This is a genomic window from Kosakonia sp. HypNH10 (assembly GCF_029850615.1).
GTDB classification, from domain to species: domain Bacteria; phylum Pseudomonadota; class Gammaproteobacteria; order Enterobacterales; family Enterobacteriaceae; genus Kosakonia; species Kosakonia cowanii.
The window spans coordinates 244296-267291 of the sequence record NZ_JAOTIU010000001.1; the positions used below are offsets into that span (position 1 = coordinate 244296).

General features: G+C 53.5%; 26 protein-coding genes. 10 read left to right on the forward strand and 16 right to left on the reverse strand.

The window, feature by feature from the left end; genetic code table 11:
* Positions 1 to 101: 101 nt before the first annotated feature.
* A complete protein-coding gene (locus N7V53_RS01230; protein WP_279791654.1) occupies positions 102 to 1490 on the reverse strand; it encodes an ATP-binding protein in 1389 nt (462 codons plus the stop codon).
* Complete coding sequence (locus tag N7V53_RS01235; protein WP_279791656.1) at positions 1490 to 2167, reverse strand: response regulator transcription factor; 678 nt, start codon at positions 2165 to 2167, stop codon at positions 1490 to 1492. Before N7V53_RS01235 ends, N7V53_RS01230 begins: the two co-directional genes overlap by 1 nt.
* 185 nt (positions 2168 to 2352) lie before the next feature.
* On the opposite strand from N7V53_RS01235, the gene N7V53_RS01240 reads away from it, so the two are divergent.
* A complete protein-coding gene (locus N7V53_RS01240) occupies positions 2353 to 3189 on the forward strand; it encodes a MipA/OmpV family protein (protein ID WP_279791659.1) in 837 nt (278 codons plus the stop codon).
* An 85-nt stretch (positions 3190 to 3274) separates the two neighbouring features.
* On the opposite strand, the gene cynR is transcribed toward N7V53_RS01240, so the two are convergent.
* Entirely contained in the window at positions 3275 to 4162 is an 888-nt protein-coding gene (gene cynR / locus N7V53_RS01245) for a transcriptional regulator CynR (RefSeq protein ID WP_279791660.1), read from the reverse strand.
* A gap of 109 nt (positions 4163 to 4271) precedes the next feature.
* On the opposite strand from cynR, the gene N7V53_RS01250 reads away from it, so the two are divergent.
* A complete protein-coding gene (locus tag N7V53_RS01250; RefSeq protein ID WP_279791662.1) occupies positions 4272 to 4925 on the forward strand; it encodes a carbonic anhydrase in 654 nt (217 codons plus the stop codon).
* A 26-nt stretch (positions 4926 to 4951) separates the two neighbouring features.
* Positions 4952 to 5422 (forward strand): cyanase, encoded by a 471-nt coding sequence (cynS, locus tag N7V53_RS01255; protein ID WP_279791664.1) that lies wholly within the window; start codon positions 4952 to 4954, stop codon positions 5420 to 5422.
* A 66-nt stretch (positions 5423 to 5488) separates the two neighbouring features.
* Here cynS and N7V53_RS01260 read toward each other — a convergent pair whose 3' ends face one another.
* Entirely contained in the window at positions 5489 to 5965 is a 477-nt protein-coding gene (locus N7V53_RS01260) for a nuclear transport factor 2 family protein (RefSeq protein ID WP_023481667.1), read from the reverse strand.
* Between the two features lie 60 nt (positions 5966 to 6025).
* Positions 6026 to 6592 (reverse strand): TetR family transcriptional regulator, encoded by a 567-nt coding sequence (locus N7V53_RS01265; RefSeq protein WP_279791665.1) that lies wholly within the window; start codon positions 6590 to 6592, stop codon positions 6026 to 6028.
* A gap of 282 nt (positions 6593 to 6874) precedes the next feature.
* Between N7V53_RS01265 and N7V53_RS01270 the strand changes: the two genes are divergently transcribed.
* Complete coding sequence (locus N7V53_RS01270) at positions 6875 to 7135, forward strand: hypothetical protein (protein WP_023481617.1); 261 nt, start codon at positions 6875 to 6877, stop codon at positions 7133 to 7135.
* Positions 7136 to 7293: 158 nt separating this feature from the next.
* Here the strand turns inward: N7V53_RS01270 and N7V53_RS01275 are convergent, their stop codons facing one another.
* The 3 genes from N7V53_RS01275 to N7V53_RS01285 all read right to left on the reverse strand — a co-directional run bounded on the left by N7V53_RS01275 (position 7294) and on the right by N7V53_RS01285 (position 10545).
* Positions 7294 to 9192: a methyl-accepting chemotaxis protein gene (locus N7V53_RS01275; RefSeq protein WP_279791668.1), complete on the reverse strand. Its 1899-nt coding sequence runs from the start codon at positions 9190 to 9192 to the stop codon at positions 7294 to 7296.
* 168 nt (positions 9193 to 9360) lie between these two features.
* A complete protein-coding gene (locus N7V53_RS01280) occupies positions 9361 to 9882 on the reverse strand; it encodes a GNAT family N-acetyltransferase (protein WP_279791670.1) in 522 nt (173 codons plus the stop codon).
* A 114-nt stretch (positions 9883 to 9996) separates the two neighbouring features.
* Positions 9997 to 10545, reverse strand: a complete 549-nt coding sequence (locus N7V53_RS01285) for a GNAT family N-acetyltransferase (protein WP_279791671.1) — start codon at positions 10543 to 10545, stop codon at positions 9997 to 9999.
* Positions 10546 to 10643: 98 nt separating this feature from the next.
* Between N7V53_RS01285 and N7V53_RS01290 the strand changes: the two genes are divergently transcribed.
* The gene (locus N7V53_RS01290) at positions 10644 to 11549 is read left to right on the forward strand and encodes a LysR family transcriptional regulator (RefSeq protein WP_279791672.1); all 906 of its coding nucleotides are present in this window, start codon (positions 10644 to 10646) and stop codon (positions 11547 to 11549) included.
* Between the two features lie 65 nt (positions 11550 to 11614).
* Here N7V53_RS01290 and N7V53_RS01295 read toward each other — a convergent pair whose 3' ends face one another.
* The 4 genes from N7V53_RS01295 to N7V53_RS01310 all read right to left on the reverse strand — a co-directional run bounded on the left by N7V53_RS01295 (position 11615) and on the right by N7V53_RS01310 (position 15209).
* The gene (locus N7V53_RS01295; RefSeq protein WP_347882214.1) at positions 11615 to 12037 is read right to left on the reverse strand and encodes a hypothetical protein; all 423 of its coding nucleotides are present in this window, start codon (positions 12035 to 12037) and stop codon (positions 11615 to 11617) included.
* Positions 12038 to 12116: 79 nt separating this feature from the next.
* The gene (locus tag N7V53_RS01300) at positions 12117 to 12980 is read right to left on the reverse strand and encodes an HlyD family secretion protein (RefSeq protein ID WP_279791676.1); all 864 of its coding nucleotides are present in this window, start codon (positions 12978 to 12980) and stop codon (positions 12117 to 12119) included.
* Complete coding sequence (locus N7V53_RS01305; RefSeq protein WP_279791677.1) at positions 12977 to 13192, reverse strand: DUF1656 domain-containing protein; 216 nt, start codon at positions 13190 to 13192, stop codon at positions 12977 to 12979. The genes N7V53_RS01300 and N7V53_RS01305 overlap by 4 nt, the downstream gene beginning before the upstream one ends.
* A complete protein-coding gene (locus tag N7V53_RS01310) occupies positions 13185 to 15209 on the reverse strand; it encodes an FUSC family protein (RefSeq protein ID WP_279791679.1) in 2025 nt (674 codons plus the stop codon). The genes N7V53_RS01305 and N7V53_RS01310 overlap by 8 nt, the downstream gene beginning before the upstream one ends.
* Before the next feature lie 77 nt (positions 15210 to 15286).
* Here N7V53_RS01310 and N7V53_RS01315 point away from each other — a divergent pair, with 77 nt between their 5' ends.
* A complete protein-coding gene (locus N7V53_RS01315) occupies positions 15287 to 16087 on the forward strand; it encodes a helix-turn-helix transcriptional regulator (RefSeq protein ID WP_279792699.1) in 801 nt (266 codons plus the stop codon).
* Positions 16088 to 16165: 78 nt separating this feature from the next.
* Here the strand turns inward: N7V53_RS01315 and N7V53_RS01320 are convergent, their stop codons facing one another.
* Positions 16166 to 17602: a DHA2 family efflux MFS transporter permease subunit gene (locus N7V53_RS01320; RefSeq protein WP_279791680.1), complete on the reverse strand. Its 1437-nt coding sequence runs from the start codon at positions 17600 to 17602 to the stop codon at positions 16166 to 16168.
* A gap of 163 nt (positions 17603 to 17765) precedes the next feature.
* Here N7V53_RS01320 and N7V53_RS01325 point away from each other — a divergent pair, with 163 nt between their 5' ends.
* The 3 genes from N7V53_RS01325 to N7V53_RS01335 all read left to right on the forward strand — a co-directional run bounded on the left by N7V53_RS01325 (position 17766) and on the right by N7V53_RS01335 (position 19738).
* A complete protein-coding gene (locus N7V53_RS01325) occupies positions 17766 to 18356 on the forward strand; it encodes a TetR/AcrR family transcriptional regulator C-terminal domain-containing protein (protein WP_279791681.1) in 591 nt (196 codons plus the stop codon).
* A gap of 77 nt (positions 18357 to 18433) precedes the next feature.
* Positions 18434 to 18775 carry a helix-turn-helix domain-containing protein gene (locus tag N7V53_RS01330; protein WP_279791683.1) on the forward strand — a complete coding sequence of 114 codons (342 nt, stop codon included), beginning with the start codon at positions 18434 to 18436 and terminating at the stop codon, positions 18773 to 18775.
* A gap of 183 nt (positions 18776 to 18958) precedes the next feature.
* A complete protein-coding gene (locus tag N7V53_RS01335; RefSeq protein WP_347882215.1) occupies positions 18959 to 19738 on the forward strand; it encodes a BPL-N domain-containing protein in 780 nt (259 codons plus the stop codon).
* Between the two features lie 26 nt (positions 19739 to 19764).
* Here N7V53_RS01335 and N7V53_RS01340 read toward each other — a convergent pair whose 3' ends face one another.
* Both N7V53_RS01340 and N7V53_RS01345 read right to left on the reverse strand, forming a co-directional pair.
* Positions 19765 to 20355, reverse strand: a complete 591-nt coding sequence (locus tag N7V53_RS01340) for a TetR family transcriptional regulator C-terminal domain-containing protein (protein ID WP_279791684.1) — start codon at positions 20353 to 20355, stop codon at positions 19765 to 19767.
* 170 nt (positions 20356 to 20525) lie between these two features.
* Complete coding sequence (locus tag N7V53_RS01345; RefSeq protein ID WP_279791685.1) at positions 20526 to 20819, reverse strand: DUF1330 domain-containing protein; 294 nt, start codon at positions 20817 to 20819, stop codon at positions 20526 to 20528.
* A gap of 128 nt (positions 20820 to 20947) precedes the next feature.
* Here N7V53_RS01345 and N7V53_RS01350 point away from each other — a divergent pair, with 128 nt between their 5' ends.
* Positions 20948 to 21853: a LysR family transcriptional regulator gene (locus N7V53_RS01350; protein ID WP_279791687.1), complete on the forward strand. Its 906-nt coding sequence runs from the start codon at positions 20948 to 20950 to the stop codon at positions 21851 to 21853.
* A 147-nt stretch (positions 21854 to 22000) separates the two neighbouring features.
* Here N7V53_RS01350 and N7V53_RS01355 read toward each other — a convergent pair whose 3' ends face one another.
* Complete coding sequence (locus tag N7V53_RS01355) at positions 22001 to 22951, reverse strand: LysR family transcriptional regulator (protein WP_279792704.1); 951 nt, start codon at positions 22949 to 22951, stop codon at positions 22001 to 22003.
* Positions 22952 to 22996: the final 45 nt, after the last annotated feature.

Below are 22996 nucleotides of genomic sequence, written 5' to 3' on the forward strand. Positions count from 1 at the left end.
CAGCAAACAAAAGCAATAACAATCCCTTACGACACAGCAACCCGGTGGAATGTTATCGCTCGCTTTCCTTTTCCCCCGGGTGGTGAAGCAGCTCCCTTTTGTCAGACGGCAGTGGGCCCGGGAAACTCAACGGTCACCACTAATCCCCCCTCTGCAGAGGTGCTTAAGCCGACGCGGCTGTTGTGTTGCTGCGCCACCGCCCTGACGATAGAGAGCCCTAACCCGCTGCCGCTCTGCAGCTGATTGGGATCGCGGAAAAACCGGTCGAAGACGCGCTCGCGCAGCTCAACGGGGATGCCGGGGCCGGCATCAGAGACGCGAAGCTGCGTGAATGCATCGCACGTTCCCACCGCGACCTCAACCCGCCCGCCCTCCGGGCTATATTTGATCGCATTTTCAATAACGTTATCAATCAGCGACATCAGGCGCTCCCTGACACCGTCGATGCAGAACTCATCATCGGCGTAAAACTCCAGCTCGATCCGCCGCTCAGCCGCCAGCGGCGACAGGACCGCCATGCGATCCTGGATAAGTGAGGTCAGCGGCACGGCGGCCATCACCGTATCGGTGCGCGCTTCGCTGTGCATCAGCAGTAGCAGCTGATTGACGAGACGAGCCGCACGGCTGTTGCTACGAATAATCCCGGCCAGCAACGCCTGTTGACGCTCGCTGCTGATATAGCCCTGCAACGCCTCAACGTTGATGCGCATCGCCGCCAGCGGGGTGCGCAGCTCGTGCGCGGCATCGGCTATAAACACCCGCTCCCGCTCCGTGCTTTCCCGCAATCGCGCCAGAAATTCATTGATTGCATCCACCATCTGGCGAAGCTCTTTATGCTTCGGCACGGCGTTTAAGGGGGAGAGATCCTCCGGCGTGCGTGAAGCAATCTCGTTGACCACCCTGTTCCAGGGGCGCATGGCGATGCGGATCGACAGCCAGGCGGGAAAGAGCAGAAACGGGATGCAGACCAGCAGCGGCAGGATGTAGTAGCCGCGCGAGTTGAGGTAGATAAAGAAGTTCCAGCTACCGGCAGGCGTGACCAGAGTAACCTCCGTGTCGCCATTCGCCGATTTCAGAGTACGGCTGGTCCAGCGTCGCCCTTCGCTCTCGCTTTTTTGCAGCTTGCCATAGCTGCTGTTGGTTACCCCGGTTGGCGCGCCTTCTGAGGAGTAAATTATCGCGTGATCCCTGCGCACGATAAGGCTGATGGAGAGTGCGGGATCGTCACCGCCGCCATACCCCTCGCGCAACGCCCGGCTGAACGCTTCCAGCATTTCGGTTCGTTCCCGCGGGCGATCGTCCATATGATCGACCATAGTAAAGATGGTTTCGTAAGTCTCACTCCCGGTGAGGATCGGCGGGCTGCGCAAGTCCTCCCACAAAATGAAGGTGAGAAAGAGGCACCACAGCAATGTAAGCAGCAGCATCTGGGCGATAATAATTCGCCGAGCCAGCGTCGGGGCCTTCAGGCTGCGCCAGAAATTTCCCATCACCCTTCCCTCTTCTCGATCGGGACGGTATCAATGACATAGCCTACGCCGCGCACCGTGCGCACATACCCTTCGCCAATTTTGCGCCGCAGATTGCCCATATGCACATCGAGGGTGTTGCTCATATTCTCTTTTGCGCCAAAGATCCTCTCCTCCAGAAAGGGGCGCGTCACTACGCGGTCGGGACGCAGCAGTAACGTCTCAAGCAGCGCATATTCACTTGCCGTCAACTCAATGCTGCGCGCGCTTACCGTCACACGCCGCGTTGGCACATGAAGAGACAACCCGCGAATGTCGATTACCTCATTGTCAAAACCGTAACTGCGGCGCGCAAGGGCTCGCACCCGCGCCAGCAGCTCGGCGAGCACAAAAGGTTTGACCAGATAATCATCAGCTCCGGCATCCAGCCCGCTCAGGCGATCCTGCAGCGTGCCTCGCGCAGTCAGAATGATGACCGGGATGCCTTTAAGCCGCTGGCGCAAGTACGCCATCACGCTCATGCCATCGCCGTCCGGCAGCCCGAGATCGAGCAACACCAGTTCTGGTGCGCAGGCATCAAGCTGATGCAGCGCATCCTCTTTGCGGCGAACCCATATGACATCTAACCCTTGATCGGCAAGCGCAATGCGCACGCCGTTGCCGAGATCGAGGTCGTCTTCAATTAGGAGAATTTTCACAATAGTTACGTTATCAACGGTGAATGAAGAACGTCTGAAGAAAAATACGGTATCAGGAAATCTATCAGGTTTGCCTCGCCGGCACGCGCTTCATGCTTTCTTCATTTTCGGCTCATGAGAACTTTAGGGTGCATATTCAAACTAGCGGTGACTCGTAATCTGTTGACTCCATAAGGACTTAGTTAATGAGAAACACCGAACTGCGTCATAAGTTCCGCCCTTCATTCCCGAAAAGCATTCTGAAAAAAATCGTGCCGGGCGCGCTGCTGGCGCTGCTCTCCACCCCAACCCTGGCGGCTGAACCGCCCCAGGGTACCACCTTAACGCTGGGGGGCGGTGTGGGTGTTGCGCCGCGCTATTCCGGTTCCGATGAAAACCGCGTCTCGACGGCGCTGGTGCTCGATTACTCAATGCGTAACGGCTTCTTTGTCAGCTCCACGCGCGGCCTCGGTTATGGCAACAGCCTTGGCGACTTCGATTACAGCGCGGCGCTGAGCTATCGCACCGGCCGTAAGGATCACAATGTCGACAGCGATACCATGAGCGACGGCAGCGACCACTTACGTGGAATGGGCAATGTAAAAGGCTCGGCGCTCGGCGTGGTGGGCCTTGGGTATAAGTTGACCAACTGGCTGAGTGCGCAATTGCAGGCTGAGGTGCCCTTTTCCCAGCGCGACAATGGTGCGGCGCTGCATTTCGGTATCGTCAGCCCGCTTTATCACTCGCCGAAAAATAGCGTGACGCTGGGGCTGACCAGCAGCTGGGGGACAAATGATTATATGCAGACTTACTACGGGGTGAGTGCCGCCCAATCCGCCGCATCGGGGTTTACGCAATACCACGCCGGTTCGGGGATCTATGCCTGGTCACTCAATCTCGACTGGACGCACAACTTCACCGAAAGCTGGAGCGTGGTCGCCGATGCAGGCTACACGCAGCTGGCGGGTGATGCGCGCAACAGCCCAATCGTACAACGCAAAGCGTCTCCCACCGGAAGCCTGACTGTGACATATCGCTTCTGATGAATATTCGCCCCGGCGGCTGGCGTTATCTGCCATGACGGTGCAGAAATTCTATCCGCCGGGTTCGCGATAAACGAGCTGCGTTTCAGGCCGTTAGCCCGGCGGAAATATCTATTGCCAGTTCAGTGAAGGCACGGGCGGAGAAGCTTTGATAGCCATCTCTTCGCCGCAGTAAAACAGCCGTACGCTGCAGGCGATCGGGCTCAAGCGCGATAGCCACCAGATCGTCCTGGGCAAACGCCGTCTTCGCAGGCAATAACGTTGATAGCGGCGTCCAGCGGACAATCTCAATCACTGCACCAAGGGCGTTGGCTTCCATCAGCACCTGTGGAGTGATGTGATGCTTGCGAAAGTAACGATCGATCTGCTCGCGCGTCGCGAACTCGGTACTGAGTAACACAAGCGACTCTTCGCCAAGCCTTTGCAACTCAACACGTTTCTTTTTCGACAAGGGGTGTCTGGGGCTGACCACCAGCGCAAGCGTCTCATCCAGCAACGGGACCGATTCGATATCGGGACTGCTCACCGGCGCAAAAGCGATGCCCACGTCCAGCTCCCCTGCCAGAAGCAACTCCTCCATATGCTCCTGGGCGATCTCCTGCACGCTGAGGGTGATTTTTGGGTAGCGGGCGTGAAAGGCTTCAACCAGCGGCCCCAGAAGATAGGTCGTAAACGTGGGCGTCACCGCCACGCGTAACGATCCGCGGCTGAGATTGCTTACGTCATGAATGGCGCGGGTGGCTTCACGCAGCTCCTGCGACGCGCGACGTGCATATTGCAGGTAGATCTTTCCGCTATCGGTCAGACGCGTCGCGCGCCCTGAGCGATCGAACAACTGAGCGCCAAGACTCTCCTCCAGTAACTTTACCTGCTGCGAAAGCGCTGGCTGAGATACGTGCAGCTCCGCTGCCGCTTTCGTAAAGCTGAGATGCTCTGCAACTGCAAGAAAATAGTGAATATGCCGGGCGAGCATAATCCCCTCCATTAGATTATCTAATAAACCTCATAATAAATGAGACTTTTACCTTATACAAAGCAGAGCTTAATCTTTGTCCCACACCCAGCGACAGTGAGAAAGCACGATGAAAGCGATCATTGACGGTTTTTTGAAATTCCAGCAGGAGGCGTTTCCTGAGCGCATCAAACTGTTTCGGGATCTCGCCACCCAGCAGAGCCCGAGAGCGCTCTTTATTTCCTGCTCCGACAGCCGGCTGGTGCCGGAACTGGTTACTCAGCGTGAGCCAGGCGATCTGTTCGTGATCCGCAACGCCGGCAACATTGTGCCGTCGTATGGCCCGGAGCCAGGCGGTGTTTCAGCCTCCGTTGAATACGCCGTTTCCGCCCTCAGGGTCGCCGACATTGTGATCTGTGGTCACTCCGACTGCGGCGCAATGACGGCGATTGCCACCTGTCAGTGTCTGGATCATATGCCCGCCGTCGCCAGCTGGCTGCGATACGCTGATTCAGCCCGCGTGGTGAACGAATCGCGACAGCATGCGGATCGGCCGACGAAAGTGGCGGCGATGGTGCGTGAAAACGTGATTGCGCAGCTGGCCAATATTCAGACACACCCCTCTGTTCGCCTCGCGCTTGAAGAGGGCCGCGTCACGCTGCATGGCTGGGTATATGACATCGGCAGCGGACGCATTGACGCCTTCAATGGCCGGGAATTCGTCGCCCTTGCGGAGAACCCGGATGTTCATGCTGTTTCCCAACACACCAGGCGTGTTGCCTGAAATACCTATCAACAAGAGATGAAATAATGATCCAGACTCAAGTTACCCAGAGCGCCCGCCAGGTGCTTACTGAAACCATCATTCTGGCTAAGGCGCGCAAAAACCTCTCCTATGCGGAGATCGTTGACGGCACGGGACTCTCTGAAGCCTTTGTTGTTGCCGCTTTGCTGGGCCAGCACCCTCTTCCGGAGAGTGCTGCGCGCGTGGTGGGCGAGAAGCTCGATCTTAATGCGGATGAGATCGCGTTGTTGCAGACGGTGCCGGTTCGCGGAAGCTTTGGGGGCGAAGTGCCTGGCGATCCGACCCTCTACCGTTTCTATGAAATGATGTCGGTCTACGGGCCGACCCTGAAGGCGCTGGTTCATGAGAAATTCGGCGATGGTGTGATCAGCGCGATCAACTTCAAGCTGGATATCAAAAAAGTCGACGATCCGGATGGCGGCCATCGCGCCGTGATCACCCTGGATGGCAAGTACCTTCCTACCAAACCTTTCTGACCCTCCAGGCCTGCGGCTTCTGCCAGCCGATAATGGACGGGCATCCTGCGAGGGATGCCCGGAAACTTACAGGCCCAGCGCGGATAATCCCGGATGATCGTCCGGGCGACGTCCCAGCGGCCAGTGGAACTTACGCTCGCTCTCTTTGATCGGCATATCATTAATACAGGCGTAGCGATGGTGCATCAGACCATCTTCGCCAAACTCCCAGTTCTCATTGCCGTAAGAACGGAACCAGTTACCGGAGTCATCACGCCACTCATAGGCGTAGCGGACAGCGATACGGTCACCGTCAAATGCCCACAACTCCTTGATCAGTCGGTACTCCAGCTCTTTTTTCCACTTACGCTCAAGAAACGCCTTCGCCTCTTCACGATTATTGGCAAACTCCGCCCGGTTGCGCCATTTGGTATCCAGAGAGTAAGCAAGCGACACTTTTTCGGCGTCGCGGCTGTTCCAGCCATCTTCAGCAAGCCTGACTTTCTCAAGCGCTGACTCGCGGGTGAACGGCGGCAGTGGCGGACGGATGTGTGAATCGGACATGGTGGTGCCTCCAGGATAAGTGGACAGGTGAGTGTTTCATTTTTGGAAGCAAGATCCCGGCTACGGGATCTGCTTTAGTAATAGCTGAGCGACATCTTTTGCCTCATCGGCGGCGCGGTAATCGCCCATCACGCGCGACATGGTGATAGCACCTTCAATCAGTATCAGTAACTGCCTCGCCAGCGGTAATGGCTGATCCGTATTTAACTGCCCGGTAAGCTCAAGCAGGTAGTCGAGCAGTTTCTGTTTGTGCAGCCTGGCGATTTGACGAACCGGATCGTCCGGGTTCCCCACTTCGCCCGCGGTGTTGATAAACGCGCAACCGCGATAGCCCTCCGACTCGAACCAGCTTTTAAGCACGGTAAAGATATTCAGGATGCGCTCGCGCGGTGTCTCCGCTTTGTCGCACTCGCGCCTGAACCACTCCATCCAGCGCACATCACGCGCATTAAGCGCCGCGGCAGCCACCTCATCCTTGTTGGTGAAATGGCGATAGATACTTTTTCGCGCCACGCCGGACGTCTTCACCAGCAAATCCATCCCGGTGGCATGAATACCGTTCTGATAGATAAGCTCTTCAGCGGTTGCGAGAATTTTCTCGCGTGTATTGGGTATGTTTTTGTTCATGGGTTGATGGTAGAACGATCGTTCTACCTCGGTCAAGCGATATCGCACAGGCTTTTTGCCTATGATGAGAAGAGAGGTCACGACAGAACTGAGCGCAGAGCGAGCATTCACATAACCTTGCAGCGTCACCGTGCGTACGTTCACAAAACTGCTGAAAACAGCATGAGTAATAACTGAATGAAATGATTAGTTATGTTATTTCACAATAAATAGCGCGCATAATAGAGCGTGTATGTATTAATTTAGAATTAAGCCTGCTCCAGTAAATGTAAGGGATACAAAATGAAAGCTTATGTATTTTATTACAATGAATCAGATGCCAGAGTCTTTACTAAAGAGAGTGTAAATCAGGAAGCTGCTGCTCTTCTTAAAAGAAAAGGCTATAAAAAGCATCATTTCGAGGTCGACGCTGCAAGCGCTAAAGAGGCTATCGCAAAACTGAAAAAAAACGATGATGACTATCTGAAGGAGTTGAAAGATTATTCTGATGACCTACTTTTTGTCGGCCTTACAGGGCTGACAACATTTTTTAAGGTTTTGTGAAAAAGCTTTTCACATCCCAAAATATTAGGGTTATTTAACTATTTATTAAAAACAGCAGTGCGAAGGGATATTTGCAATCAGGGTAATGCGATGCAGGTATTGAAATGACAGACGCAAGAGAAAAAAAGCCGACCCAATAGAGTCGGCTTTTTTGTCGATCAGAGCTTAAAGCTGCCAACCACGTTTTCGAGCTGGACGGTTTGCTCTTCCATCGATTGCGCGGCGGCTGCAACCTCTTCCACCAGCGCCGCATTCTGCTGCGTGGCGCTATCGAGCTGGTTGATGGCGATATTAATCTGGGCAATCCCGCGACTCTGTTCATCGCTGGAAGAGCTGATTTCAGAGATCAGCACGCCCACGCCTTCCACTTTCTCCATCAGGCCATCCATTGTTGCTCCCGCCAGACGAACCTGCCCGCTGCCCTGCTCAATGCTGCTCACCGACTCTTCAATCAGTTTTTTGATCTCCTGAGCCGAACGGGCGCTGCGCTGTGCCAGGGAACGAACTTCACCGGCCACCACCGCGAACCCGCGGCCGTGCTCGCCCGCCCTTGCTGCCTCTACAGCGGCGTTAAGCGCCAGGATATTGGTCTGGAAGGCGATCCCATCAATCACACTGATGATGTCCACCACTTTAGCGGAGGAGTCATTGATGTTATTCATCGTGGAGACAACTTTGTTGACCACGCTGGCCCCCTGTTTTGCCGCCGCCGAAACCTCTTCCGCCAGTTTGTTGGCCTGCAACGCATTCTCTGCGTTAAGGCGCACGGTGCTGGTCAGCTCTTCCATCGACGCTGCCGTTTCCACGATCGAGGCCGATTGATCTTCGGTGCGCGAAGAGAGATTAAGGTTACCACTGGCAATCTGGCGCGAAGCCGACGAGATCGCCAGCGTGCTGCTCCCGACCTGCTGCATCAGCTCATTCAGGAAGGTAATAAACTTATTGAAGTTATTGATAATGGCGTTAAATTCCGGGCTCTTGCTCTGCGCAAGACGCTGCGTTAAATCCGCGCCACCGCTGGAGAGCGCTTCAATATTACGGTTGAGCAACGTCACATTGTGGAAAATATTGCGCACAATAATCATCATGATCACGACGATAAGTAGTCCGATAATCGCCTGGACGATGGTGAGCTTGGTCATAATGGCGTCAGAAATACTCACCAGCTGGCTGCTCGGAATATCCACCGCCATAAACCACGGGCTGCCGCTAATGGGCAGAACGAACAGGGAATGCGCGCCGTCTTCACCGTCATAGCTGCCGCGCACTTCCGTTGTTTTACCCTGGCCTAACAGGCTCATTAACGGCGCTGCCGCCGGAATACCGAGATCGCGGACGTTTGAGAGCGCGGGTTTATCCTGTACGGAAGAGCCGTTACCGACGATTTTGCCGTCCGCCTCAACAATCAGTACGCTGCCATTGACCGCTTTGCCCATATCAACGGCCAGCTGGTTAAAGAAGCCCAGCGTCACGTCGATGGTCGCCACGCCCCAGACTTTGCCATCCTTCCAGATCGCCATGGCACAGTTAGTACGCGGCTGCGGGCTGGCCGCGTCCTGATAGGCTTTTGCCCACGCACACTCACCTTTCGGCGCGTTCATGCCGTCTTTATACCAGGGTTGCTCCCAGTATTTTGCCGATTCAGGCTGGTTCCAGACGGTGTTGACTTGCAGGTTGCCGCCGCTGTCGCGGGCATAGAAAGTACTGAATTTGTCCCGCGCCGGATCGCGCTGACCAGGCAGAGGCCAAATCCCACCGCCGAATACGTTTAAATCCCCATACTGGTTAACCAGATGCGGTAATAATGCGTCGATTTGCTCGCTTTGCAGACCGACAACCAGTTCAGTAATTGAGCGTTGCTGAGCCTTAACCCGGTTCATCTGCTCTTTAATAGCGTTACTTTGTAATTCAACCGTTGCCTGAATATTTTTGGTTTCGGTTTCAATAATCTGCGGGGAGACGAATAGTTTGATAACAATATAGGTAACGATCAATAAGATAACGAAAAAGCTTACAAGCATCAGGCCTATTCGGCCCTGGGTATTTTTCCATGTCATATTAGCGGCACTCGTTGGGGTTGTTATTCGATCTAATATCGACATTTCGTTGAAATGCTTTAATTCACCCTGCGCCACTATTTCATTTCGAAGCACATTTATTCTGACAAAATATTTCTGCAGAAAAAATGTTATTTCGATCACGTTTTATAAATACGCTTTAAGAATTTACTTGCGTACAAGCAGCCGTACCTGCTTACCGCGATAACTGACATAATTTTGCAACTCGAAGCCAAAACGCTCGGCTAAATAATTCGAGCGTTTATTCTCTTCAGCAATAATGCAGCAGACAGGAGAAGCGAAGGTGTTGTCGGCCCATAATGAAATTGCCGCCAGCGCTTCAGAGGCATAGCCTTTGCCACGCACTTCCGGAATCAGTGTCCATCCCGCTTCGGGGTATTCCAGCTTCGGCGTGGTATCGCGATGCGCATCCTGAAAGCCAAAGGCACCGGCATACTGGTTCGTTGCTTTTTCAAACACGGCCCAGTAGCCATACCCTAACGCCTGCCAGTGCCCGATATAACGTAATAAGCGAGCCCAGACCATCTCTGCCGTTGGGATCTCGCCACCGCTTATTTTTGCCATTTCCGGGGTCGACCAGCACGCCTGGAGCGCCGGAAAATCATCGAGGGTAAACTGCTTTAAAATCAGGCGTTCTGTTTCAATATGAGGTGCTTGCTGGTGTGCCACGGTTACCCCTTATGCGGGTTTTATGATGTGACTACGTTATCACCAAAAACGAAACACCCACAATGAATTAACATACCAGCAACAACGCCCTCTGCTGATCTCCAGCCGACTGCATCAGTAGGCAGAATGCCTGGAGCTTTCTGCCATCTCCGGCAGCGTTCTCTCCCCCTGTCCGAGGGTGCGTTGCATCATGACGGTATCGAGCCAGCGCCCGTGCTTAAATCCTACCGATCTGAGTGTGCCGGTAAGTGTGAAGCCTGCCCCGCGATGAAGGGCGAGTGAAGCCGCGTTTTCGCTGTTACCCACTACGGCGACGAGCTGGCGAAAGCCGCTCGCTTCGGCCCATGCCACCGCATGCGAGAGCAGTTTTTTGCCGATGCCCTGCCCCTGGCAACTAGCATCGATATAGACCGAATCTTCGAGAGTAAACCGGTAGGCATGCCTTTCGCGGTAGCGCGCCAGATAGCAGTAACCGCGCACATTGCCATCGACCACGGCAACAAACCAGGGCAGCCCGGAGGCCTGCAACCGCTTCAGGCGGAATGCCATTTCCGCTTCATCGGGCGGTTGGGTTTCAAACGTGGCGCAGCCGTGTAATACGTGGTATGCATAAATTTGTTGTATAGCCGGGATATGTCGTTCTTCTGCCTCAATTATTTCCATCAGTACGGCTCCTTATTGCGTCTGAGAAAGAGACTATCCCCTGGCGATTATTTCAGACAGGCCACCGGGCTTATCAGCAGCATAAGGAAAACTTTGGCATGACAAACCTCAACCTCGACCATCTGGCCACCTTCAGGCTGGTCATCAGCCGGGGCAGCTTCTCCAGAGCGGCGGAGGAGCTTGGCCTGTCGCAGCCCGCGGTCAGCCTGCAAATAAGACAGCTGGAGCAAGCGCTGCAGGTGCGACTTATTGAGCGAACGGGCCGGGGAATCAAGCCCACAGCGGCTGGCATAACGCTTTGTGAGCACTGCCAGAAAATAGAGGCCGTGGTAACAACCGCGGTGGAAGCGGTCTCTCTGCATTCAGATGAGATCACCGGCACCGTGACCGTCGGCACAGGCGCAACGGCCTGCATCCATCTTTTGCCGCCGATATTGCAGCAGTTGCGCCAGACGCATCCGCTGCTGAAAGTGAATGTGCGCACCGGCAACACCTCAGAGATTGTCCGCGGCGTCGAGGAGAACCGGATCGATATCGGTCTGGTCACACTGCCAGCCGCGGGCAAAAGCGTGAGCGTTAATCCGCTCTACAGGGATGAGTTTGTGGTCATCATGGAGGAGGATTTATCCGCGCGATCGATGAAAGCGCTTTCTCCTGACGATCTCTTATCGCTGCCGCTGATTATTTTTGAATCAGGAAGCGGAACGCGCGCGCTGATTGATGAGTGGTTCCGGCACGCAGGCCAGCTTGCCAGCCCGGTGATGGAGCTTGGCAGTATCGAAGCGATTAAAAGGATGGTGCGATCCGGTCTGGGTTACAGCATCGTTCCCCGCATTTCTGTTGCCAGCACTGAAGAGTGTGAAGGGCTCAGCGTATACCCACTGACGCCCCCGCTTCAGCGAACCCTCGGCACCGTGATGCGTGAGGATCGGATTGTCAGCAGGGGGATGAACGAAGTGCTGAAAAAGCTCGATGAAATCCTGCTTAAAGAGAAGAGCAGATAAACATCAGTCTGATTGACGCGGCCCTTGTCCGCTTGCTGGTATACGGCAGAGATGATGAGGGGATTTCACGAAGAAACTATTACTGGCGAACGCACCGCGTTGAAGATAAAACAGCCCTCGTACTGATGTTTAGCCGTCACGGTTTCACGCTCAAAGGCATGGTGCCATGCGGTGCAGGTAGCCGGTATTTCTGCCGCGGTAAGCAGAGTACAGGCAGCATCACCGCACAGAGACTCTGCGGAGTGTGGGTCGGTAATGTGAAAACGAAAGGGGGATAAATCATTGTGTAAGGCGCTGCCACTTCGGGCAAGCTGAGCCACAGAGTGGCTTTGCCCAGGAAAGACCTCTTCGAAATATTCTCGTACGGATTTCAGCTTTAATGCTGCCCTCTCCTGGCTCCCCTCTCGTTTTATATGCAGGTTATGCAGCATGATCAACATCCGCTGCCGGGGATAGGCTGAAGTTAAGGCAATTAACTTTTCAGCCATGGTTGCGTCACGCCAGGCAAAAAGCGTACCCGCTGATTTGGCGTCGATCGTCAGCCCGCATCGAGCATGCAAACGCCGTTTACGGCTCGATGGCGACGCTGGCGGATAACCCGGCCACTAACACTACGCCCTCTGGGATCCTGTCTAACTGGATCCGCACCGGTACCCGCTGCGCAAGTCGCACCCAGTTAAAGGTCGGGTTAACCTCCGGCAGCCCCAGGCCACCGGTTTCGTCATTGCTGTCGCCGATCCCATGCCCGATACTCTCCACGTGCCCGCTAATCATCGCGTCATACCCCATCAGCGAAACCTGCGCACGGTTGCCAACCTGGATATGTCGCAGCCGGGTCTCTTCGAAATAACCGACCACCCAGAAACTGTGCGCATCGACAATGGCGACTTTTGTCTCCCCCGCCGTGGCATAGTCGCCAGGACGGAGCCGCAGATGCGTGACATAACCTGCCACCGGCGAGCGAACGGTGGCATGGGATAAATTCAGCTCCGCCAGCTCCAGCGCAGCCAGCGCGCCCTGATAATTAGCCGCCGCGACACTTGCCGCACTGCGTGTTTGCTGGATATCCTCGCCGGAAATGACCTCTTTAATCTGCGCTCGTCGGCGCGCCGCATCCTGGCGCATCAGCATCTCATGACGTTTTGCCTCAACGTCAGCCTGCGCGCTGAGCATACTCAGCTTCAGCCAGTGCGGATCGATAACATAGAGAGTATCGCCCCGGTTAACCCACTGATTATCGCGGACCATCACACGGCTTACCGGCCCGGAGACATCCGGCGCAATCTGTACCACATCTGCACGTACCCGCCCGTCTCGCGTCCACGGCGTCTGTGCGTAATGTTTCCAGAGGATAAACGCCGCAAGTGTCGCCACCGCGACAGCACTCAGCGTCAGCGCGTAGCGACCCAGCAAAGAGAGTAGAGATTTCATACGAATAACCCCAGGTTGGTCAGGCCCTGCAACAGCAGGAAAAAGGTAACGATATAGCTTGAGAGATCGATCAACGGGCGAAACGGCAAGCGGCGATAAAGCCTGCTGCACGAGAGAAGCGGCACAATGAGTAACGTGCAGACCAGCGCGATAAGCGCCGTTACCAACAATCCGGGGATATAAACGCCTCCGATATTGATGTCATTAATCATTGGCGGACTCCTCGCCCTGCGCCCGGAGCGCGCAGTGCAGATCAACCAGCTTGTCGACAAACTGGCGCGATGGCGCATCTGTTGCAGGCAAGCAGCGGCCTGCGATCGCGACAATGCGCTCACGCAAGGCTTCGGTTTCAGTTGTGCGGGTAAGCCGATAAAGCACTTCGTTGATCTCACCCGCCACAGGCGAATCACCGCGGCGCAGGTGGCGGACAGAAAGACCGATACGCAGAAAGTGCAACAGATGATCGAGCGCCCGTGCCGATGACGCCCCGCTGCGCGGCAGGCGCGGGATCAGCAGCGCGGCCCGATCAATCATCAGGTTGGTCCAGTGCATCTCATCACTGGTCACCACCCCGCTCACGCTGCGGCGAATATCGCGCTGGCAGAGCTTCAGTAAACGTTTTATCGCAGCATCTGCCTGCACGGTTTGCAGCAGGCTCATGCTGATAAATGCAAAGCCGGTCGCTATAAAGAGCGCGATAGCCGTGTTGGCGGCCGCGGCGAAGTCACCGCTGTAGTGCGCCCCCAGTTCGCATAACACCGGCAGCGTCAGCGTGATGCCCATTGCCATAAAGGTGGTGGGTGGCCGCGCCTGCAGTGACCCGGCAAGCAGATAGACCGGCGCAAACACCGCAACCAGTACGGCGAAATCGCTGATTTGGGGAAGCAGGAGAAAGCTATAGACCAGGCTTATCAAAACGCCCCAGATGGAGCCGATAATGTATTTCACAAGATGGGGTGCTGGCGTGTCGAAGCTGCCAAACAGCGTACAGCACACCCCAAGAATGGAGACTGCCGTGCCGCCCTCTGGCCAGGCAGAATAGATCCATACCAGACAGCCGCCCAGGATGATGGCAAAGGCACCCAGCGCCGTGCGCGTGGCAGTAAGCGGATCGCGATGAAAAACATACCCTTTCGCTGCGTAGCTTTCTGTCGGCGCAGGCATTGGCCTGGCGTGATGGATGGCGGCAGAAAGATGCTCACACTGCGCTATAAGGCTTATCGACTCCGCGATGTAGCGGACAACATTGACCGCCAGCGCCTCCTCAAACGTCTCGATCTGCTCCGCGCGCCTTTGCAGTAACAGAGCACTGCGTTGTTGTAGCTCCTCTGCCGCAATTTTACGCTGCCCGGCATCGTCACAGGTAAGCCAGACCCGAACGTCATCCAGCAGCATCTGAATATCGGCTGGCATATCGGCAATCATCTGCACGCGATCGCGTAATTCACCATTGACGATGATCAGCCGCGCCAGCCTGTCGTGCAGGGCTTTTCTCGCCTGGCGCACCGGAACCGAAAGGGCAAAATCATAGGGAATATGGTGGCCGATGCCCTGCAGGAATTGTAGCGCCAGTGCCAGATGCAGCGGCTCAGATTGCGCATCGGGCTTGCCGGACAAGGTGTCGGAAATATGCTGGCGCGCCGAATGCAGTGTCTGCGCTAATGTGGTGTTGAACAGCCCTGCGATCCGGCGCGGAAAAACGTATCGGTGGATCAACGCAGCGCAAAGAATGCCGATGGTGATCTCCTGCACCCGAATGATGGCGATGTTAAACACCGATCCAGGATCGGAGACGGCGGGGAAACCAATCAGGCTTGCGGTGTAGCCGGCCAGCACAAAGGCATAGGCGCGGGGCGTGCGTTCCAGCAGGGATAAACAGAGGCAGAAGGTGATCCAGCCGGTCAGCATCACGCTACATAAAATGGGCATGTTCACAAACGTCGGCACAATCAACACCGTCGCCCCTGCCCCCACGACGGTGCCTGCCAGGCGATAGAGGCTGCGGCTTAGCGACGCGCCCACCGAGGTTTGCGAAACAATATAGACGGTGATGATCGCCCAGGAGGGTCGCTCAAGGCCAATCGACAGGGCAATGTAATAAGCCAGCATCGCCGCGGCAAAGCTCCTGACGGAGTAGAGCATGGCATGGGCGTCGCTCAGCAGCGTCGATGGAAGCCTGCGGCTTATCAGATTCACGGGACGTATATGACGAAAGGTTATTTTGCTCATGCCGGAGATTATTTCCGGTTTGCGCAGGTCACTAAATACCCTATTCTGTCAAAAAATACCTAAATGTTGCCAAAGTGATGACACCCCGACTTGCTCATACTCTGTTTGATCCGGATAGCACCTCCGGCCCGGCGGTTGCACGCCATATTGATTTCGTGGATTACGCAGCAGAAGTGCCGGTTCATACGCACCGCAAGGGGCAGCTGATCATTGCGTTGTACGGCGCAGTAATTTGTCGGGCGGAGAATGATCTCTGGATCGTGCCGCCAGATTGCGCGATGTGGATCCCCGGCGGGATCGCGCATAGCGCCAAAGCCACCTGGAATGCGCATCTCAACTATCTGTTTATTGAACCGGGTGCCGCCGCGCTGCCGGAGAGATGCTGCACGCTGGCGATTTCACCGCTAATTAAAGCGTTGGTGGATCGCTTAACCCATGAAGAGGTGGATTGCGCCGCACAGAGCCATGCCGGCAGGCTGACCCGCGTGACGCTTGATGAGCTCGCCACCATGCCGCAGCAGAAACTGAGCCTGCCGGTGTCGGCGCATCCCAAAATCCGCGCCATGGCCGATGCGCTGGTCAGCCATCCGCAAGATCGGAGCACCTTTAAAAGCTGGGCAAAGCGGCTGGCGCTCAGCGAGCGCTCTTTAGCCCGTTTGATGCTGCGCGAAACGGGCCTGACATTCGGGCGATGGCGTCAGCAACTGCATCTGATCGTTGCCCTGCGGGAGCTGGCAAGCGGTGTCTCGGTACAAAACGTGGCGGCCAATCTGGGCTATGAGTCGGTTAATGCCTTTATCACCATGTTCAAGAAAACCATGGGCAGCACGCCAGCACACTATTTTGCCGCAAAGAGAACGGCAGATCCCGCAACGTGATGTGCAGCGAGGTTGCTGACATCCGCCTTTGACATAACGCTGCCAGTGAGCAGGCCAACGGCACCACTGGAGATAACGTTATTTTCGCTGCGCAGTTGAAGCCGCGCCATCCGGCATGAAAAACGCAGCCAGCAAAAGCCCTAAAGCGCCTGCGGTAAGCATCCATGCACCATGCTGAAATGCAAATACGCTTCCGCTCCCCTGACTGTTTCTGACATAGACAGCAGTGACCAGTGCTGTCCCGGCCATCGCGCCAATGCGCTGCAAAATATTAAGGAGTGGTGCTGCGTCAGCTACATGACGATTACCTGCCACCGCAAGCCCTGCCGCCATCGCGGGCACCGTCGCAAGGGCTAAGCCGAATCCTCTGACAGCTAACGCACCTGCGATGAAGGCATAGCCTGAACTGGCATCAATGATGGTCAGAGGGAGTGTCGCTACGACAGTGAGTAAGCCACCGGCAATAAGGACTATACGTGCCCCCAATTTGTCAGAAAAGTAGCCTGCCAGTGGAAAGCCTGTCGCAGAGCCAATTAACTGTGGGGTGAGAAGTAAACCCACCTCTGCCAGCGACTTATGGCCAACATCTCTGAAATAGAGAGGGAGCAAGAATTGTCCGCCAAAATTTACTGCACCGCCCAACGTCATTAATAAAGCAGACAGTGTGAATCCACGATTTTTAAAAAGCCCGAGATGAAGTAAAGGTGACGTGATTCGTAAAGATCGCCAGACAAATAAGCAGGCAAACAATATACCCAGCATGAGTATGATAAATTCCCGGTCGTTTTTTCCTGTATCAAGACTTATTCCCTTCATCCCATCCATCAACATTGGCAAGCTGCAAAAAATGAATGCCAGACCCAGCCAGTCAAAAGAGAGTGGCTTAACATTTTTGGCTTTCGGATGCGGGAGTAATTTATAACCGACCAGACAAGCACATACGCACAATGGCACAGTTATCCAGAATAACCCTCGCCATCCACAACTTTGAATCAGAACGGCACCAAGCGAGGTACCCAATAAAGGCGCAATGACGATGGCAACGCCTATCGTCCCGATGATTCGCCCAAGGCGCTCACGTCCGACTGTCAACCCAAGGATCGTTTGCCCTGCGGGTACGAGTAGTCCCCCGGCCAGCCCCTGCAACACTCTCGCGCCGAGAAGCATCTCAAAATTAACTGCGAGCGCGCAGGCGACAGAGAAAATAGCGAACAACATAAGCGTGCAGAGCCAAAGCCGTGTCGCGCCAAATCTTTTTACCGCCCATGCACTTACAGGAACCCCGGCTGCAAGCGCCATCAGATAGGTTGTGGCGATCCATTGTATTGAAACGTCGTTAACCCCTAAGCTTTTTGCCATTGCAGGCAGTGCCGCGCTGAGCATCGTAGATGAGAGCATGGTAGAAAAAGCACCCAGCGTAATGATGGACGCCTGTATCCACAAAACCGGGGGTATGGCAGTTGCGGATGCAGAATCAGATGCTTTTTCAACGTAATTTTCACGATTTATATTCATAGAAAAGCCTCAATCAGAGAGCGGAAAGCAAAAATCTATCATTGATCAATTAATCTAACAATGATAGATTTTTTAACTAAACAGAAGCGCAACACCGGGCTTTTGACAGACAGTTTTTTGCGCAGTGTTGCTATTTACATGCACGAAGTTGAGGATCAATCACATGGCAAAAATTAAGCGAGAGCAGGTTATCGAGGCGGCCCTCGAACTTTTAGATGAAGTTGGTCTGGAAGCACTTACGACCCGTAAGCTGGCACAGAAACTCAGTGTGGAGTCAGCAACGCTGTACTGGCATTTCAAGAATAAATCCGTTTTGCTTGATGAAATGGCTTCAGCCATTATGGCAAACCATCATGCTCTTCCTGCGCCTACAGATACAACTGTGTGGAGAAATTGGCTGGCAGAAAATACACGTAGCTTCCGACGAGCCCTACTCTCTCACCGGGATGGCGCCTTATTACATGCAGGTACTACCCCCGATAAAGTGGGAAGAGATACCTTTTATCCGAAAGTGGCATACCTGGTTCAGGTCGGTTTCACAGAGACTGAAGCCTCAATGATCTTATTTACGCTTAGCGAATATACCCTCGGGTGCGTAATAGAAGAGCAGTCTCACGCCGCCAGAAACAGAGATCTCAACCTGTCAAAAAGTTCTGAAGAGAGTACCGGCCTCGATCTACCGGTAAGACAGCATCCAGATAGCTTTTTTGAATTTGGACTGGCATTAATAATGAAAGGCTTATCAGCCTTTTAAGCAGTGGCCTTAAAAAAAGCTACTAAAAAGCGTGATAAATCTGCGCTCAGTTTGTGCAAAATATTCAGGAGCAGAAGATGTTAATTTCTGAAACCGTGATAAATAGTATAAGTGACTGGATTGACAACAACTTACACATTCCCTTGTGTATTGAGCAAGTCGCACATCACTCGGGCTATTCTAAATGGTATTTGCAACGGCTATTTACTCACTATAAAGGAGAGAGTCTCGGGCGTTACATACGCAATAAAAAACTCCAACTCGCTGCACGAGATATCCGCGAGACAGATGAAAAAATTTCACTTATTGCACTGCGCTACGGTTATGGTTCGCTACAGACATTCACCCGTATCTTTACCCGACATTTCACTATACCGCCTTCCAGATATCGCAACGAAAACAGCATGTTGATGTTGTAGCGCAGGCTTTTTTACCCTGTTCAGCCTCTTTTATTTTTTACAAAACTTAGGCGAAAAAACTTGACTTAAATGACGATACGCATAAATTTGAGCAGTCGCTCTAATTTTGCGATAGCGTCGATCAGAATTCGAAAAGGGTTATCAGTCGAGAACATTGCACTTATATGATAGGGGATCATTCTTATGTTTTTTCTTAAACAGGCAACAAAATCCGCAACAATAAGTAGGTTAACCTTGTTAACTTTGTTCTTTTTAACCCCTTCTTACGGTACTGCCGCGGCTGGAGTCCAGGATCACAAGACTTATCACATCGCCCTTTATCGCGGTCAGGCCGGATGCTCTGGCTGTTCCGAAATGGTCTACAAATCGTTGATGAAAACAGGGTTACCGCTGGATATTACCTATGTAGGCGAAGCTGAAAAACTCAAAGTGAATGAACAAACGTTGAGAAGTTTTGATATCTACGTTCAGCCTGGAGGAGGACAGGATATCCCTGCTTCTTATGAGGCACTCAGCGATGAAGGTGCAGAGGCTGTCCGTAATTTTGTAAAAAGCGGCAAAGGCTTTATTGGTCTTTGCATGGGCGCTTATCTCGCTGGCAAAGATTGGATTGGGTTGGTCGATACTTCAATGGAGTCAGAAGTAGGCAGGCCGGGATCGCGCGCCTACGATCAGGGTGATTACACGCTGCAGATAGACTGGAATAATAAACGTGAGCCTTTTTATTATCAGGATGGACCCTATATGGAGAATGGCGATCCAAGCGATGGTTTCAAAGCAATTGCCTATTATGAGAACGGCGATATCGCCATGGCACGCTATAAATATGGTAAAGGTACCGTGCTGCTTTCTGGCCCACACCCAGAGGCTGATGAGACCTGGATTGATTCCACAATGCCAGGCAACACGACTGCGGAGAGTAAAATGGTGCGAATTTTGTCTTATTTTGACATAAAAAAGTAATGACTCCCGCAAGGCATTTGCATACTTCACCGGGAGCTTACTTTAATTATCTCAAAAGAAAGCTCAGAAAGTTCTCTGATATAAACAGCGCGCTTTTCAGCAGTAAACTCAAGGATCAGCATACTGGAGTAACCATCTATTAATGCATTTATTTTGCGGGCGGAAGCTGAGGCGTCCTGGGTGAGGAACTCTTTTTCCTTAATGCCGAGGTTAATAATTTCCTCGAGGATGTTCCTCCACCTGAGGTATTGATTGTGAACTAATTGAGCATAATTATTATCGCGGGCGGCCATTGGCCAGAGTTCAAGATACAGCAACCAGTGTGCGGAAGGTGCGTCAGGCAGCAGATATTGAATATAGTGGAAAACGTTCTCAGTCGCGCTTAAGCCTTCAGAAGCCTGTGAAAAGTTATGGTATTCATTAATATCCTTATCCAGCATGTACTGGATAGCATCTATTTTGAGACTTTCCCAATCACGATAATAGTGATAGATGTGGCTTCGTGAAATATTGAGTTTTTGCGTTAAATCACGGGTTGAAACCTTATTCAACCCGTTTTCTTTGAACAGTTGCAGAGCTGTCATTTTTATCAGCTCAGAGAAATTAGGGGTTTTCAATAGGGTTTTCCCTTCAGGCGACACGGTCTACTCGAGTGCCGGTAAGTTTACCCCCCTGATTACAACGTTACAACCTGAGCAAATGTCCCCTTTTCTTAGTCTGCGGTGACCTTTATTGAATGTGGTTGAGGATCCAGCCATACGCGAGAAGCGCCCACGCTTATGCCTGATTAAAGACTACTACCTTCAACCAAAACAAAGGTGCCGGTCGCCGCACCTGCACGCAGTTTTTTTGCCGCCTGATACGCAGGGCTCTCATAGAAGCGCTTAGCCTCGTCAAAGGAAGCAAACTCAAAAATGACATGCCGTTGATGCGACTCGCCCTCAAGGTTTTCATACTGCCCGGACCAGGCAATGATCTTTGGCGCGAAGGGCTGCATGGCCTCCCCCGCTGCCCGGGCATATTCGGCATAGGCGTCGGGGTCTTTGACGGTCACATGACCGATTAAATAACCTTTATTCATTTCTGTTTACTCCTCATTTGCCTGCAGAAAACGTGATGCGAAATACACGCTGTGAAAGTACTCTATTGAGTTTTAATACCTGCATAAACAGCGCCAGAAAATACGCACTGTTACTCCGGGAATGAACAATGAAGAATCTCGAGCCGCTGGTTATTTTTGCCCGCGTGGCAGAACTGAAGAGCTTTACCAAGGCCGCGGAAAGCCTGGGGATCCAGAAAGGGCGGGCGTCTATGGTGGTGCGCGAGCTTGAACAGGAACTGGGCGCTACGCTTCTTCACCGCACAACACGAAGCGTGCAGCTGACGGAAGACGGGCGGGCTTTTTATGCCCGCGCGCGGGATCTTCTCGCTGAAGCCGACGATCTGCGTTCAATGTTCACTACATCCGGCATGCCGCTAAAGGGGAAATTGCGCGTCGATATGCCTGCGATCCTGGCGCAAAGTGTGGTGATCCCTGCCCTGCCTCAGTTTCTGGAAGCACACCCTGAACTGGAGATAGAGCTTTCAAGCACCGATCGCCGCGTCGACCTGGTGCAGGAGGGGTTTGACTGCGTGGTGCGCCTGGACCCCATTGTCGATGAAACGCTTATTGCCCGGCCGCTGGGCCATTTGCGCATGATAAATGCCGCCAGCCCGCGCTATCTCAGCCGCTTTGGTAGACCAGAGACTCTCGAGGATCTTCTCAATCAAAGGCACAGGATGGTGCACTACATCCGCAACTTTGGTTCCAGACCTGACGGATGGGAGTATCCGTCGGACCACGGTTATAAGTCGCTGATGCTGCCTGGTGCGGTCACGGTCAACAGCGTTCCGGCTTATCATGATGCGGGTCTTGCGGGTCTGGGATTGATTCAGGGTGGCTACCCTTCACTGTTAACGCATATCCAGCGCGGCGCGCTAATTGAGATCCTGCCTGATCTACGCCCTGAGCCAATCACCGCCTCGTTTGTCGTCGCGCATCGGCGCAATTTATCGCCGCGTGTAAGAGCGTTTATGCAGTGGACGGAGGAAGTTTTAAGGCCTTATTTTGAGTGATGATGCTTTTCGGGAATTTAATCCGGGCGCGGAGCTGTTCAAATAGCAGAGCGTACTCGGGCGATGGTTTTAAAAACCAGGTGCCGGGAATGGGCAGGAAAGAAAATGTCCCCTTCTGGCACCGTAGGGTTGCCGAACACTAGAGCGTCATGTGCCGCTGCTTAATCTGTTACTCAGGAAAGATTTAAAGCTATCAATAAAAGCCCGCACCCTGACAGGAAGATGGCGACGGTTGGGGTAGATAGCATGGATAGGCACTTCTTCGCCTTGCGTGTCGGGCAGCACCTGCACCAGGCGTCCTTCCTGAATATCCTTCTCAACCATAAATGGTGGTAGAGATCCGATACCCAGCCCGGTTATAGCCGCTGTGCGAATGGCATCCCCGCTGTCAAACCTGACGTGATTGCGGCCGTTCACTGTTATCTGCCCCTGCGCCTTATCAATAAGAGCCCATGCGGTGGAAGCCGCGCCCAGACCATAAACGAGTCGACGATGATTTTTAATCTCAGCGAGCGATTCCGGCACGCCTGCCTGACGGAGATAATCAGGTGAAGCCCAAAGTTGAGGTCTTGTCCTGTCGATCACCTGGGTGATGTATTGATAACTGGTGGTTGCGTTTCCTACGCGTATTGCAAGATCGAATCCCTCCTCTACGAGGTCGACAACCCGATCGCTGAAGCTGATTTCAATACTTACATCTGGCGAGGCCCGCAAAAATTGACTGATAAAGGGCAGAACGATCATTTTGCCGTAGCCTTCTGACACGGTCAGTCTGAGGATGCCTTTTGGCAGCGGTAGGTTCTGACGAATACTGGATTCAGCTTCGTCTAAATCTTCCAGGATCTGGCTGCAACGATGATAAAATTCGTGCCCCTCTGTCGTAAGCGACAAACGGCGGGTTGTACGCTGAAAAAGCCGCGTCTCAAGGTGAGCTTCTAAACGCGCAATGGCTTTGCCCGCGGCAGAGCGCGTCAGCCCCATTGCCTTACCGCCAGCAATGAAACTGCCCGCCTCTGCCACAGCAACAAAGATACGTAATGCGTTAATTTCCAGAGCTGAGCCAGCACTCTCTGGCGACGCGATTTTTCTGCCCGTCATTGGGGAACCTATTTCGTCAATCATTTAAATATACTCACATTGTAG

Excerpts from the sequence above, each read along its gene's own strand:
- N7V53_RS01230 (WP_279791654.1), bottom strand. The coding sequence starts at position 1,490 with ATGGGAAATTTCTGGCGCAGCCTGAAGGCCCCGACGCTGGCTCGGCGA.
- N7V53_RS01240 (WP_279791659.1), top strand. The coding sequence starts at position 2,353 with ATGAGAAACACCGAACTGCGTCATAAGTTCCGCCCTTCATTCCCGAAA.
- cynR (WP_279791660.1), bottom strand. The coding sequence starts at position 4,162 with ATGCTCGCCCGGCATATTCACTATTTTCTTGCAGTTGCAGAGCATCTC.
- N7V53_RS01250 (WP_279791662.1), top strand. The coding sequence starts at position 4,272 with ATGAAAGCGATCATTGACGGTTTTTTGAAATTCCAGCAGGAGGCGTTT.
- cynS (WP_279791664.1), top strand. The coding sequence starts at position 4,952 with ATGATCCAGACTCAAGTTACCCAGAGCGCCCGCCAGGTGCTTACTGAA.
- N7V53_RS01260 (WP_023481667.1), bottom strand. The coding sequence starts at position 5,965 with ATGTCCGATTCACACATCCGTCCGCCACTGCCGCCGTTCACCCGCGAG.
- N7V53_RS01265 (WP_279791665.1), bottom strand. The coding sequence starts at position 6,592 with ATGAACAAAAACATACCCAATACACGCGAGAAAATTCTCGCAACCGCT.
- N7V53_RS01270 (WP_023481617.1), top strand. The coding sequence starts at position 6,875 with ATGAAAGCTTATGTATTTTATTACAATGAATCAGATGCCAGAGTCTTT.
- N7V53_RS01275 (WP_279791668.1), bottom strand. The coding sequence starts at position 9,192 with ATGACATGGAAAAATACCCAGGGCCGAATAGGCCTGATGCTTGTAAGC.
- N7V53_RS01285 (WP_279791671.1), bottom strand. The coding sequence starts at position 10,545 with ATGGAAATAATTGAGGCAGAAGAACGACATATCCCGGCTATACAACAA.
- N7V53_RS01290 (WP_279791672.1), top strand. The coding sequence starts at position 10,644 with ATGACAAACCTCAACCTCGACCATCTGGCCACCTTCAGGCTGGTCATC.
- N7V53_RS01295 (WP_347882214.1), bottom strand. The coding sequence starts at position 12,037 with ATGGCTGAAAAGTTAATTGCCTTAACTTCAGCCTATCCCCGGCAGCGG.
- N7V53_RS01300 (WP_279791676.1), bottom strand. The coding sequence starts at position 12,980 with ATGAAATCTCTACTCTCTTTGCTGGGTCGCTACGCGCTGACGCTGAGT.
- N7V53_RS01305 (WP_279791677.1), bottom strand. The coding sequence starts at position 13,192 with ATGATTAATGACATCAATATCGGAGGCGTTTATATCCCCGGATTGTTG.
- N7V53_RS01310 (WP_279791679.1), bottom strand. The coding sequence starts at position 15,209 with ATGAGCAAAATAACCTTTCGTCATATACGTCCCGTGAATCTGATAAGC.
- N7V53_RS01315 (WP_279792699.1), top strand. The coding sequence starts at position 15,287 with ATGACACCCCGACTTGCTCATACTCTGTTTGATCCGGATAGCACCTCC.
- N7V53_RS01320 (WP_279791680.1), bottom strand. The coding sequence starts at position 17,602 with ATGAATATAAATCGTGAAAATTACGTTGAAAAAGCATCTGATTCTGCA.
- N7V53_RS01325 (WP_279791681.1), top strand. The coding sequence starts at position 17,766 with ATGGCAAAAATTAAGCGAGAGCAGGTTATCGAGGCGGCCCTCGAACTT.
- N7V53_RS01330 (WP_279791683.1), top strand. The coding sequence starts at position 18,434 with ATGTTAATTTCTGAAACCGTGATAAATAGTATAAGTGACTGGATTGAC.
- N7V53_RS01335 (WP_347882215.1), top strand. The coding sequence starts at position 18,959 with ATGTTTTTTCTTAAACAGGCAACAAAATCCGCAACAATAAGTAGGTTA.
- N7V53_RS01345 (WP_279791685.1), bottom strand. The coding sequence starts at position 20,819 with ATGAATAAAGGTTATTTAATCGGTCATGTGACCGTCAAAGACCCCGAC.
- N7V53_RS01350 (WP_279791687.1), top strand. The coding sequence starts at position 20,948 with ATGAAGAATCTCGAGCCGCTGGTTATTTTTGCCCGCGTGGCAGAACTG.
- N7V53_RS01355 (WP_279792704.1), bottom strand. The coding sequence starts at position 22,951 with ATGACGGGCAGAAAAATCGCGTCGCCAGAGAGTGCTGGCTCAGCTCTG.